Source organism: Roseovarius albus, from assembly GCF_900172335.1.
Classification (GTDB): Bacteria; Pseudomonadota; Alphaproteobacteria; order Rhodobacterales; family Rhodobacteraceae; genus Roseovarius; species Roseovarius albus.
In genome coordinates this window covers 15,057-27,720 of sequence record NZ_FWFX01000009.1, presented here as the reverse complement: position 1 = coordinate 27,720, position 12,664 = coordinate 15,057, and the positions used below count along the sequence as shown (strand labels likewise).

The following is a 12,664-nucleotide window of genomic DNA, read 5'->3' as shown; positions in this document are numbered from 1 at the left end:
CCATGCAAGACTTTCATCAGCTCAAGGTGCTCGACACCCGCTCCGAAATTGGCGACCAAGCCAAGACCGTCATGTTCGATGTCCCCAGCCACCTGCGCGACACCTTCGCCTGGAAGCCGGGTCAACATCTCTCATTTCGTTTCAATATCAAAGGCGAAGAGGTTCGGCGCAGCTATTCGATCTCGTCCTCGCCAGACACGGGCGAGCCGTTGCGGATCACCGTCAAACGAGTCAAAGGAGGTCTGATCAGCAACCACATCAATGATACGGTCAAGGCGGGCGATGTGATCGACGTCATGCCCCCATTTGGCGGCTTCACGCTGGCAGGCGAACAAAATGCCCGCTGCACGCACTACTTCTTTGGCGCGGGCTCGGGTATTACGCCACTTTATGCCATGATAGGCTCTGTTTTGGCGTCGCAGCCGCAGTCGGTGGCTTATCTTGCTTATGGCAATGTGAACGAAAAAAGCATGCTGCTGGGCGAGGAGATCAATGCGCTTGTCGATGCCAATCCCGAGCATTTACAGGTCAATCACATCTTCTCAAAACCCGGCTGGCTGTCAGGTGCCGAATATTGGCGCAGCGGTATCATCGACAAAGACGCGATCGAAGCGCTGATCACCGAAAACCCGCCCTATGCGCAGGACACGCAATACTACATCTGCGGCCCCGGCGGGATGAACAAGGCTGTCAAGGACGCGTTAATGAGCCTCGATGTTCCGGCCTCCCGCATCCATATGGAAAGCTATGGTGGCGCGGCTGAGATTGACGATAGCGTTACTGGAATGGCAGCAACCGCGCACATCCAACTGGGCGGCCAGACCCACGAAGTCTCTATTGCTGGGGGCCAAACCGTTCTCGAAGCGGCCCGCGCTGCGGGGCTGGCCCCACCGTTTTCCTGCCAATCCGGTGTTTGTGGCGCCTGCCGTGCCAAACTGTCTGACGGCACCGTCCATATGCGCGCCCGCATGGCGCTTGAAGATGCCGACCTCGCCCAAGGCCAAATCCTAACATGCCAATCGGTGGCCACAGTCGAAAAGATCGCGGTGAACTACGATTGATCTCACGGATTTCAGTGCAGTCTTGCACCATGGAAAATCAAGCGCATAATGCACCGGGGCAGTCGATTCAAATCCTCTGGTGAGTCACCCGGCCCCGAGATTTGGTCATCCGGGAAAAAGCCATGACAAACACGTTTTTGAAAATCGCGATCTATCAGATGTCTGCCGCCATAGATGCAAAAACCTACACGGGTCGTATCAAGGCGGCGATGCACCGAGCCAAATCCGAGGGGGCTGATCTGTTGATTGCCCCTGAACTCGCAATGACCGGTTATGGACAGGGTGAAGTGCTGCGTGATCTGGCACAACCCACTGACGGCCCGTGGGTGCAGGAGTTTCAAGCGTTTGCCTCCGAGATTGACATCGGTTTGGTAGCGGGCTTTCCTGAACGTGACGGAGATGAGTGCTATATCAGCGCCATGTGTCTGCATCGCGATGGCACAGCGCCGGTGATATATCGAAAATCATATCTCTATGGGGACTATGAAAAGTCCCTGTTCCAAAACAACAGCCTGTCCACAGTCATAACAGAGTACGAGGGTGTCAATCTTGGGTTTTTGATCTGTTACGATGTCGAATTCCCTGAAAATGTGCGCCGTCTGGCACAAGCAGGTGCCGAAGTGGTGATCGTCCCAACCGCACTGCCCAAAGGCCCGGACGGGCATCACATCGCTAGCCGTGTCATCCCCGTGCGCGCCTATGAAAGTCAGGTCTGCGTTGTCTATGCCAATCATGCCGATGCTGATGATCGGTTCCACTATCAAGGCATGTCCTGCGCCTATGCCCCCGATGGCTCTGCGTTGGTAACTGCGGACGCCGAAGGCGAAACGTTGATCTACGCCAACATTGATACGGCTGCCTATCAGGCCAGCACTGAACGTAACCCCTATCTGGCCGATCTGGGCCGGATGGAGCAGGCCTGAGGTAATTTGTAGCCTAGGATGTTCGATGAATTGCCGAGCACATAGGCGGTTAACTCTCAATGATACCCCCCTGAGGGAGACACAGGATTGCACGGGAATTTGATAGAATGATCCGGCAGAATTGGCTGTACGGCCAAACCCCAAACGAAATCCGGATTGGTGGAGTGATTGAATGATTGCCCTTGACAAAAGCACTGCCTGGGAAAATGGCTGCACACATGTGATTCATCCTTACGCGGACTTTTCGACCTTTTACCTCGGAGGGCAGCCAGATCAATGAGCACGCCGAGAGCATGCATGTCACCAATACCGACGGCAACAACCCAACGAACACATAATTATCCTCTCTGGACGCGCTACATCCGCTGCTGATGAAACACGGCCAGCCTGAGTTCATCCGTTCTGATAACGGCCCAGAGTTCATTGCGGGGCATCTGCAGAACTGGCTGAAAGAGGTCGGCATCCAGCCAAAGCAAATCTACCCCGGGAGCCCATGGGAGAACGGATACAACGAAAGTTTCAACGGAACGCTGAGACGAGAAGTCCTGAATGCAGAGTGGTTCCACAGCACCAGGCAGGCGCAGGTCGCGATCAATGTTTGGCTTAGACAATATAACCAGATCAGGCCTCATCACGCTTTGAACATGCGTCCACCAGTGCCTGAAACCTTAATAGAGAAACCTCAAATCACTGGTACTGAAACTGGGGGCTAGACACACGCATGGGCAATCTGAGGACGCGCTAACAAAAACCGCTGCTGTCGACGAGGATGGCGACGGGATTGTCGATCTGACCACCGACAAACCAGGATTGGACATACAGAACGCTGTTCTTCAGAGATCCAGAAAACAACATCATAGAAATCTTTGCAGATATTCATCCACGAGAGACTTTGGTGGAGCCATCTGGGGCTCATCAGATTGTTGCCTGACGGTCCGAACCAGTTATTCGGCACTTTCCCTGTCTTATTCTGAAAAGCTTTCATCGAGCGATGGCGCAATGTTTCGGGTTCGTGATTGACCTTGACGCGGAAAAGCAGACAGCGTTTTTCTATATGCATGACTTCTTCTGTTTCAAAACAGAAATTACCCTCTCTATCTGTCGAAGATAACTCGCACGAGCTGCAGCTTTCTGAAGTACCGCGTTTGGCTGATCTATTCGTAGAAAAGCGAGACTTTAAATTTTGGCATATTTGGCCCCGAGCCGAGCAAACGTCTAAATTCTTCAATTAGTCACTTGAATTAGCCGTTCGTGTCCTACAAGCATTCAACAAATTCTTGTCGCTTTCTTTGCTCGGTTGATGTCGTGCATTTTGGCTGAAGTGACATAGCTCTAGGGACTATGATGCGCGTAGGTGTATTGTTTTATTCGCTTGTGTTCTCAGCGTTCGCTGTAACCACTCAAGCCCAAAGTGCCATCCCTCTTTCCGAGAAAGGTGGATTGCACGCAGCATATGTAATTCCGGTGACGGACGTCGACTATGTCGACGTACAATTGATCATTCTCTCTGGGGCGTATGATGACCCGGAACCATCCGGTACCGCACACCTGACAGAACATCTAGCCGCGTTTTCGGCGGACTCCACCGTATTTAGAAATCCGCGGGCGCGTGATATTTATGCGTCAACGTACAATGTATCTACAGTATATACGAACTCCGGCGTGCCTTCTGAAATCGAGATGTTGCTGCGGCTGTCTCGGGCTGTCCTTGATACTCCTTCTTTACCAGTAGAATTTGCAGAAAGCGAAATTGATATCGTCCAGCGTGAAACCTTGCTTCGAGAAAGGGAGTCCCCGTATCGCTGGCTGACCCGGATTGCTCTTCAAAATCTCTATGGGACTCTGCGCGGCAGGGCAGACAATGTCATCGACGATCTGCCCAATCTAAGCCTCGAGAAAGCGTATAAGTTTCACAAGGAGCACTATGTTCCTTCTAATGCAACGTTGATTGTGTCGGGCAACATTGAAACGAACAAAGCCGAAGAGCTCGTTGCTCTTATATTTGGTGACACCCAACCCTCTCCGGTTCCTCAAAAGCCTTGGCTGGACCACAAGCCAGATCCTGCAATTAGATCTGTTGAACGTTTAAAGTCCGACAGGTTAGAGCGCGACACAGTGCAGTTGGCCAAATTCATAGATTTCGAAGATCGATCGACCAGTATCGATATGCAAGGAACGTTTTTTATCGCAACTAGTATTTTGAACGAGAGGTTCGCCAAAGCCCTGTACCATGAAGAAGCAAGAGTTCTTAACTATGACATTAGTTGGTACTTTGCAAAAAATGCTGATCTTGAATTAACCATTAATACGCAGCTCATGCCCGGTTTCAGTTTGGACGAAGCTCATGCGCTGTTGAAAGAGACCTTGGCCAATTTGTTGAATGAGCCAATCAGCAGGGAGGAGGTAAGTGAGGCACGTCAAAAAGAAGTAGTATGGGCTCAGAATTCGGCGCGTCGGCCCGACGAATTTTTGTGGTTTCTAAGCAATATTGCATCCGATGGCTTCCCACCTTTAACTCCGTCGATTTTCGCTGACATTTTGAGCAACACGGAAGATCAGGAAGTTATCGATTTTGCGGAGAGTGTTGTGCAGCCGTCAGCGACATCCTTCATTTTAGCCGAAAAAGTAGAGTAAAATGAACGCTCTAAATAGCCGACATTTATCGATCCTTTTGGTGATTTTTTGCCTGTTATCTCCGCAAGCAGTGCGCGGAGAGCTGCTTGCGGCATCTGGCGCAACGAAAGTTGTCGAACTCCAACCTCTTCAAAACAGTACTTCTGCACTATCCTTGGTATGGCCCATTGGTCATCCCACGCAAAACCGTGTAGCCGCTGTAAAAGCGAGAATATCAACTATAGTGTCTGGCGGAACAACTAGCCGCTCTTCCTACGAAATTGAGTCATTCCTGAAATTAAAAGGGGTTGAGCAACATGTCGATTTCAGTGGGCAAAACCTAATACTCACCGTCTCCGCGCCAAACGAAGTCTTTCCAGAGACCCTTATTCACCTGGAAAACCTTTTGCTCGAACCAGAATACTCGAGCGAATGGTATGCTAGAGAGCTTGAGACGTTTAGACTCACCCACTCGACGATAACCAGAAGACCCTCAGATGTATTGGCCGAAATCGCCGATTTCTTAGAGCACGAGCGAGGCGATACTGCCAATGGTTTAAACGATGGCGACATTCGTTTCGGTCGACCTACTCAGGCGATTGTGAGATCGGTAGACCAGGAAGTGAAGCGGCGCATCAATCGGTTGATAAACAAGATGCCGACCGCAAAAACGAAATGGAAACTTCCCTTAGCCAAATGGATCGGTGCGCTGACCGACGAATCTAAGGAAAAATTTACACTGCCAAAGGGTATTGTGCACTTTGCCGACCTTGATTCTTCCGAGATGCTGATCCTGATTGTTTCAGCAAAAGAATACAGGGACGAGACTGATCAGCTTGGGGCAAATGTCTTAGTTGACTATATCGGCGCAAACCAAGGTTCCGAAATGTTCCGTATAATTCGCCAGAAAATGCGCGCAGCTTACGATCCGCGGTCGGACTTCATCGTCATGGGTAAGAATAAGGCGTTGATTTCAATAAGCGCGACCGTCGAAGCGCTCGAGTGGCCCAAGATTTACAACAAAATCAATGACATTTATGAAAGCGTGCGCAGTGGATTTGTTGAGCAAGACAGTTTGGAAATCCAGTTGGATTCATTGGGCCGGGTCTACTACTACTACTTTTTCAATAATCCTGTCTGGGCCGTACGTCAGTATATTCATGAACACCCAAGTGGCGCGAATGACATTGTCAATATACCGCTTTTTGGAGCGTTTGGGACAGTGTCTACCGAAGAAATAGTTGAAAGCTCTAGGGAACTTCTACCGGCATTTGAAGACTTCCTAGTCATTCTTATCGGAGGAGGCGCCTCTCCCAAGGACAGCTTGCGGTCAAAAGGTTACTGCGCGTTGCCGAAAAACACCCCCTTAAGGTATTGCCTTGAAGTACTTTCTAACGCCGAAAACTTATAGTTAAAATGTGATTATTGTCATTGAACCTGCCCTTCTAAATAGGCAGCGATCGCTTGTGAAACGCTCATTTCCGCGGAAATCTGACGTCGGTTCTTAGTGCAGCATTTGTCGAAATGGGCTCGTTACTTACATTTTCCGCAACGCAGCATCGGTAGTGCCTGACTCAATCAAATATGCTACTTTCGGCCCTTTGCAGACATTCACCGCGATCACCTGATGCTGCAGCGCGGCCCTTCATTGCGGTCATTAGCTGCGACCGCGAATTCTAGAATAAAGCGAATGCGCACAACGCGGACTTAGTTGCAGTTCCTAATCTTACAATCAAACCCGAAAGAATTAACGTAACTATCATGGGTTGCTCAGCGTTCCGGTTTCTACCATTTCAATAGTTTGTGCCATGGCTGTATCAAGTACATGAGGGTGTGAAAAAATCCAAAACTTGCCATCGGAAATCGCGTTAATGACGATGCGTGCCGCCTCTTTTGGGTCCATACCGTTTTCGATGACCGGCTTGATGATAGCGGTGAATTGACGGGCCTCTTCGGTTTCGTGATGCTTCGCAACGGATTCTGATGATCTATTCCGCATGCAATCCAAAATTTCCGATTTGACGGCACTTGGGCAAAACACTGAAGCAGAGAGTGGGGAATTTGCGGCCCGCAGATCCCGTTCAAGACTTTGCATCAATCCGACAACACCAAACTTTGAAACGTTATAGGCCGCAAGATGGCTGGTCCCGTACAGCCCGGATTCGGATGCGGTGCAGTTAATGTGGCCAAATCCCTGCTGTTCCATGATTGGCAAGAAAACTTGCACGCCGTTGATTGGCCCCCAGAGATTAACAGACAAAGTCCAGCGCCAGTCTTCTATCGACGTGTCCTGTGTCCGAGCTGTTGGCCCGACACCGGCGTTGTTGAACAGGAAATCAACTTGGCCGAACCGTTCCAACGTGGATGTCGCAAGAGCTTCAACTTGATTTAATTGTGCAACATCTGTTGGAACACTAAGCGTTTCGGTGTTGATCAACTCCTCAGATAGAGCTTGAAGTGGCTCAGAATTGTAGCCCGCTAAGACCAACTTCATTCCAGCCGCGGAGCATACACGAGCAAGACCTTTACCAATACCACTTCCGGCACCGGTGATGACTGCTACTTTCCCTTCAAAATCCATTTCGCTCTCCCAAACCGACAATTCCAAAATTAAAAACCTATTTTGGAGATTAGCCTTAGCCTTTTGATTTGAACAAGCACTTAGGGCTCAATGCGGTTATCGGATCCATCGCAGCATCTGCCAATTTTGCGGCACCAGCATCGTCAAAGACGGCCCAATGCAGACCTCTACCAGGTCGTCAAGCGCTGCAGTGCAGCTTCCGCAAAGCCGACCTTGGTCTATGGTTCAGAAAATAGAGCTCTGAGACGGAGGCAACGCGGTTTTTAACAGTCGACGGCAGAGTCTGCCTCAAAGGCAGCTCTTGGGAAGTGTGTCCGAGCCAGGGTTATTCAGATTTGATATTTACGATATGCGGAGCGGCGCCCCAGGATTTTCCTACGAGCCATTGTGCTAGTCGTTTCAGTCCGATGCCTGTGCGAAACTCGAATTCCTCATAGTGAAAGCGGCGAGGGGTAACGCCGTAACGAAGCAGATCCTTTTGGAGAACACGCCGTAAAGACACAGGACCACAGAATGACGCTTTAACGCCGCTCAGGTCCGCTCCCACCACCTTTGCAATGCCGTCAGCAGTCAGTCTATTGCCTTCGGCAGAGACGATAACGTGTAAGCTAAGATTCGGCTTTGATTTTGCGATTTCTTCGATTTCTGACAAATGGACCGCGTCGTTACGCGTACGAACGCAATAGAACAAATGCACCGGGTCAGCGTCCGCTTTGAGTGATGTCGCCCATGTGAGAAATGGCGTAATCCCAATCCCACCCGCAATCCAAACTTCGGGAGATTTTCCCGACAACCGGAAACGCCCGAAGGGTCCTTGAACTCTGACCACTTGCCCAGTTTCGAGAATGTGACCCAATCTGGTTGTAAAATCACCAAGTGGTTTCACAGTGACCCGGAGTGTTCCATCAGAGCTAGTTTTAGAAAAGCTATAGGGATGCGGTTCGCCGTGACCTGATCCGACAAAACTAAATATCCCAAACTGACCAGGTGCGGGCCGAAGGCCTGCGGCATCCGGCACCATAGTGATAGCAGTCGCGCCGCCTGTCTGCTCCAAATTTGAAATCCTGTAAGCACGTGATGGTCGCACTTCTTCTGGTAGCAGTGTCCAAACATACGCCAGAAAACCTGCCAGACAGAAAGCGCCGGTATAAAGCCCGGCCGGATCACTCGTGGCGAACGGTTTCATGATGAAGAAGAAGTGAAATGAAGCAGCGGCAAACAAAGCACCCATGGCCTTATGGCTCCATTTCCAAAGATGATAGGGAATGAACGTTGCAACGGAAATCACGACAAGAACCAGCAAGCCATAAAGGCTGATTTCCCCTAATGTTTCGGCGATTTCGGTCAAAACCGTTTCGCGTCCGAGGTCGCGCATTTCAGCGTCAATGGTGTCGTGCAAAAGGATGGCCACCATCGCAGCAATACCTGCCCATTTGTGCAAGATGTAAACGCGATCAAGGCCACCGAACATGAATTCAATTCCAGGAAGTCTTGTCGCTAATATTTGACCCCATGCCATGAGAACCAGCGCGGCCAGTCCCAGGCATTGGGAAAACAAAGCTATTTGATCCGAAACGTTCGGTAGCATGAAAAGTTGGTACGCTGGAAACAGCGTCGTTCCTGCAATTATGCAAATTCCAATGGGGTTCATAAAGCGTCCTTAGTTAGCCGAAGCGTTTGCTGTGCCAACCAGATCATCAGCCAGCAGGTCATCAATAAAAACGCTCAATAATTGGAGACGTCCCGAGACGTCAGCCTTACGATACAAGGAAGCACATTGTGCTTTGATCGTCCCTTGCTTGGTGTCACGCAATTCCGCTATTTCGGCGATGGAAAATCCTTTGATCGCCAATATTGCCACTTCGCGTTCTGCTTTCGTGAGGGACCATGTTTGAAACCGCTCTTCAAGTACTTCGGAAAAGGCACCGGATGCTACCTTGATCTGGTCTGTCAACTTGTCTTGGTGTCGCTGGATTTGCCGCAGTTCGTTGCCGGTGAAGATCATCCCGAAAAACAGAGCGATAGTCACGAGGCCTTCAATCAGATCACTGTCAGCAAATCTGTTTGTTGAGGTCGGCCAAAGAACATCCCACAGGGTGTCGGTAAGAAAATACAGGCTGCAAAATGCCTGCAGCACGAACAAGGACCAAAGAATGGCAGTGCGAGACATTGGACAATCCCCCAGATGTGAATCGGTGCGCGCCAACATGTGTCGGGCGCACCGGAAATCTCTTAGCTGTCGTCAGAATCGTCTTCGTCATCCAGCTCGATTTCGAGGACATTACCCGTTTCCGCAGAAATCTCAATTTCGTAGGCTTTTCCGCCGAGCATGGCTTCGACTTCGATTTCTCCGTCTTCGGTTTCAATTTCTGTGATGGCGTATCCTTGGGATTCAAGTGCAGCGGTAATGTCCGCCTCAGTTGTACCCAATGCGTCACCCTCATTGATTTGCGCTAAGGCCACGCCAGGGATCAGAAGGCTTGCTAGGAGAACTGTTTTTCCGTGCTTCATCATGTCGAATTCCTTTCTAAGATGACTAACACCACACTCAATGCGGTTGCCATGACTTGGGCAGAAAACATGATTTCCTAAATTGGACTTCCGGGATAATTTCTACGGCTTAGGCTGAAGGTTTATGGCGGCCCAGAGCGGTCATTTATTACGTCCAACGCTGCCGCGGCGCAGCTTCTCCGAAGCGGACATTGATCTTCGGCGCAGCAATATTGTGGTGCAATGGCGGGATCGCGGCGATAGTAAACGTTCATTGATAGAGCGCCAACGGGATGTACAAGTGGTTCGTGATTTCCACAAAAGGCACTTCAGATCGAAAGCAGATACTCAGTCAATTTCAATCAATGAGGGGTTGCTGGGCCTAGCGGCAGCAATCAAGAATGAGTTCTTAAATTCTGGGATAGAGAGTAAGTTCTTCCGGTCGACGTGAATTATCTGTTCCCTCAAGGATGATGTCTGGAAGATTCTCGTTGGCTTTACTCACGACACCGCACTTGGACAGCATGTCCCGAAGGTTTGGTTGTGTTCCCAAATATTGCCAGACTGTTCGGATGCAACTGATGTCGTGGCGGCCTTCCGTTTCGACACTCATGCATAGGCCAGAGAGATAATTCGGTTGGGCGTGTTCTGAACAATAGAGCATCGAGGCCCAGAGGCTTCGCCCGCTGCCAACTTCGCGTTCGAGGATCGTAATGCGCTGGAACGCTTCCATTGCCACACCGATGTATTTTACGCGCGAAGGGACAAAGAAAACATCATCAAGCTTGCGATCAACTGTTTTGGTGAGCCAGGCATCGTTCTCCTTATACAGATGAACCGCTGTCCGGATCAGAATGTTACGCGCAGGATCGGGGGCATAGTAAGAATGATAGTACCCCGCATGCCGCTCTAGGATCTCGTGGTTGGTCTGCGATCTTTGGATCAGGTTATCTAAGGCAGCCTCAAAATGTGTTTGCCTCACCCCAAGATTGGGTGGGCGCAGACGGACAATGGCTTTGAATGCGTCATGGGGAAGTAGAATTTCATGATCATCCACGCCAAAGAAATCACAGATCTTGCGCAGCGTGGCGAGAGAGGGCTGCGCGTGGCCATTGAGGTATTTGTTGAACTGCTGACGATTGAATCCTGCGCGGCGGCACACATCAGATGTTGAACGGCCGTAGCTGCAGAGGAGTCGCAGGTTATTCTGAAAACTTGTAGATGACATGTTTTTTTATGCCATTTTATGCGAATAAGTGTCAATCGACATAAGTTTTGCAACGTGTTTTGCGTATCCAAATTAGGTTTCAGTCTCTAGCGTCACTCCCAAGATATAAAAAGCGCATCAGACGGGAGATATTCATGTTCAGTTCCAAATCCAAATTGCTTCTTACGACCTGCATAAGGACTTCGAAAGCGGCTGCCGTGGCATCCTGTCTTGGAGTTGTCGGCATGACCGGAGCGATGGCAGATGCGCTGCGAATGGCGGTTCCATCCGATCCCAGCTACCTTGATCCGGCCTACTGGGGGTCCACAGTGGACCAGTTTCTGATCGACAACCTTTATCCCCGTTTGGGCAAATATGCTGCGGGCGACGAGTGGAAAATTGAATTGGATGTCGCCAAGTCGGTAGATTTGTCTGACCCGATGAAAATCTCGTTCGAGCTCAAGCCCGGAGTAATGTGGTCAGGCGGCTATGGCGAGGTGACGGCTGAAGACGTTGAGTACTCGTTTGAACGGCATCTGGATCCGGAAATGGAATCTGGTGTTATGACAGAATTTGAACACCTCAAAGATGTAGAAGTGACGGGCAAGTACACCGGAATTATTCACCTAATCGAGCCTGCTGCAACCTTCTGGACATCGACCTTGGTTTACACCAGCGGGGCGATCATTTCGAAAGCCGCCGCCGAGGAAGCGGGGGGATATTTCGAGGCGACACCACTGGCGACCACCGGACCTTATATGCTGAGCGAGTTTGAACCCGGCAACAAGCTGGTGCTTTCGGCCAACCCGGATTGGTCTGGCGAAGCCGTCGATTTTGACGAGATCGTGCTTTTGCCGATCAGCGACGAAAATGCCGCAGAATTGGCCTTTGCCGCCGGCGAAATTGACTATACCCGGTCTTCAGCCGGCAACTACGATACATTGATTGCCAACCCGCCAGAGGGCGCGGTGGTATCTTTGGCGCAAACTCTTGATCCATTGTTCCTAGGCATCACTCAGACCAATGAAAAACTGTCTGATATACGGGTACGCAAGGCCATTCAGCTGTCATTGGACCTGCCTACCATCATTCAGGCCACAACAGGCGGGCATGGCAAGCAGGCCACTGGGTTTATCGCTGAGGGACTGGTTGGTCACCGTGATGGTGCTGCTTTGACCCGTGATGTTGATCAGGCGCGCGCACTTTTGTCTGAGGCTGGGGCGGACGGCCTAACTGTTCGTTTGGACTATGTCAAAAATACCGAACGCGACATTGCAGCCCAGATCATGCAGGCCAATATGGCTGAGGCTGGGATTGCGCTGGAACTGAACGGTCAGGATGAAGGCACGTTTTGGAGTGTAGATGAGATCCGCGCTGCAGATCTCGAACTGCACCTAAAATCCTGGACCGGTAATCCGGACGGCTATTACACGATGCAGTATTTCATCGAAGATCAGATCGGGTATTGGAACTGGGAAGGCTTTGCCAGTGACGACTATGTCGCCCTGTTGGCGGAGGCACGCAACGCGCAGGATGAAGCAGTGCGCGGCGAGATTTACAAGCAAATGCAAGCAATGTTGGAAGACTCAGGCAGCTTTGTCTTCATCTCACAAGAGCCGACAGCCATTCTTCACCGTGATACGATTGAGCCGGGTATCTTGCCCGATGGTCGCCCTGTGTTCCACGCGTTCCGCAAGGCAGATTGATTGCGAAACGCACCGCCATGCGCATCTCTCCCGGTGCGCATGGCAAATTCTTTACTCGCTCGTAACCCCTAGGAAAGCACACG

General features: G+C 50.6%; 11 protein-coding genes. 6 read left to right on the top strand and 5 right to left on the bottom strand.

The window, feature by feature from the left end; all coding sequences use genetic code 11:
- The first annotated feature begins 2 nt into the window (after positions 1 to 2).
- The 5 genes from ROA7450_RS13870 to ROA7450_RS20800 all read left to right on the top strand — a co-directional run bounded on the left by ROA7450_RS13870 (position 3) and on the right by ROA7450_RS20800 (position 6,008).
- Positions 3 to 1,061, top strand: coding sequence for a ferredoxin--NADP reductase (locus ROA7450_RS13870; RefSeq protein ID WP_085806457.1), 1,059 nt, complete (start codon positions 3 to 5; stop codon positions 1,059 to 1,061).
- A 122-nt stretch (positions 1,062 to 1,183) separates the two neighbouring features.
- Positions 1,184 to 1,984, top strand: coding sequence for a carbon-nitrogen hydrolase family protein (locus ROA7450_RS13865; protein ID WP_143534459.1), 801 nt, complete (start codon positions 1,184 to 1,186; stop codon positions 1,982 to 1,984).
- Positions 1,985 to 2,355: 371 nt separating this feature from the next.
- Complete coding sequence (locus ROA7450_RS13860) at positions 2,356 to 2,697, top strand: integrase core domain-containing protein (RefSeq protein ID WP_085806456.1); 342 nt, start codon at positions 2,356 to 2,358, stop codon at positions 2,695 to 2,697.
- A 631-nt stretch (positions 2,698 to 3,328) separates the two neighbouring features.
- Positions 3,329 to 4,618, top strand: a complete 1,290-nt coding sequence (locus ROA7450_RS13855) for a M16 family metallopeptidase (protein WP_085806597.1) — start codon at positions 3,329 to 3,331, stop codon at positions 4,616 to 4,618.
- 1 nt (position 4,619) lies between these two features.
- Entirely contained in the window at positions 4,620 to 6,008 is a 1,389-nt protein-coding gene (locus ROA7450_RS20800; protein WP_143534458.1) for an insulinase family protein, read from the top strand.
- Positions 6,009 to 6,356: 348 nt separating this feature from the next.
- On the opposite strand, the gene ROA7450_RS13845 is transcribed toward ROA7450_RS20800, so the two are convergent.
- From ROA7450_RS13845 to ROA7450_RS13825, 5 genes are all read right to left on the bottom strand, one after another.
- Positions 6,357 to 7,178, bottom strand: coding sequence for an SDR family NAD(P)-dependent oxidoreductase (locus ROA7450_RS13845; RefSeq protein ID WP_085806455.1), 822 nt, complete (start codon positions 7,176 to 7,178; stop codon positions 6,357 to 6,359).
- 325 nt (positions 7,179 to 7,503) lie between these two features.
- The gene (locus ROA7450_RS13840; RefSeq protein WP_268808468.1) at positions 7,504 to 8,766 is read right to left on the bottom strand and encodes a ferredoxin reductase family protein; all 1,263 of its coding nucleotides are present in this window, start codon (positions 8,764 to 8,766) and stop codon (positions 7,504 to 7,506) included.
- A gap of 72 nt (positions 8,767 to 8,838) precedes the next feature.
- Positions 8,839 to 9,348 (bottom strand): helix-turn-helix transcriptional regulator, encoded by a 510-nt coding sequence (locus ROA7450_RS13835; RefSeq protein ID WP_085806595.1) that lies wholly within the window; start codon positions 9,346 to 9,348, stop codon positions 8,839 to 8,841.
- Positions 9,349 to 9,410: 62 nt separating this feature from the next.
- A complete protein-coding gene (locus tag ROA7450_RS13830) occupies positions 9,411 to 9,692 on the bottom strand; it encodes a PepSY domain-containing protein (RefSeq protein WP_085806453.1) in 282 nt (93 codons plus the stop codon).
- Positions 9,693 to 10,077: 385 nt separating this feature from the next.
- Positions 10,078 to 10,896, bottom strand: coding sequence for a helix-turn-helix transcriptional regulator (locus tag ROA7450_RS13825; RefSeq protein ID WP_085806452.1), 819 nt, complete (start codon positions 10,894 to 10,896; stop codon positions 10,078 to 10,080).
- A gap of 224 nt (positions 10,897 to 11,120) precedes the next feature.
- On the opposite strand from ROA7450_RS13825, the gene ROA7450_RS13820 reads away from it, so the two are divergent.
- Positions 11,121 to 12,581, top strand: a complete 1,461-nt coding sequence (locus tag ROA7450_RS13820; RefSeq protein ID WP_159454052.1) for an ABC transporter substrate-binding protein — start codon at positions 11,121 to 11,123, stop codon at positions 12,579 to 12,581.
- The last annotated feature ends 83 nt before the right edge of the window (positions 12,582 to 12,664 follow it).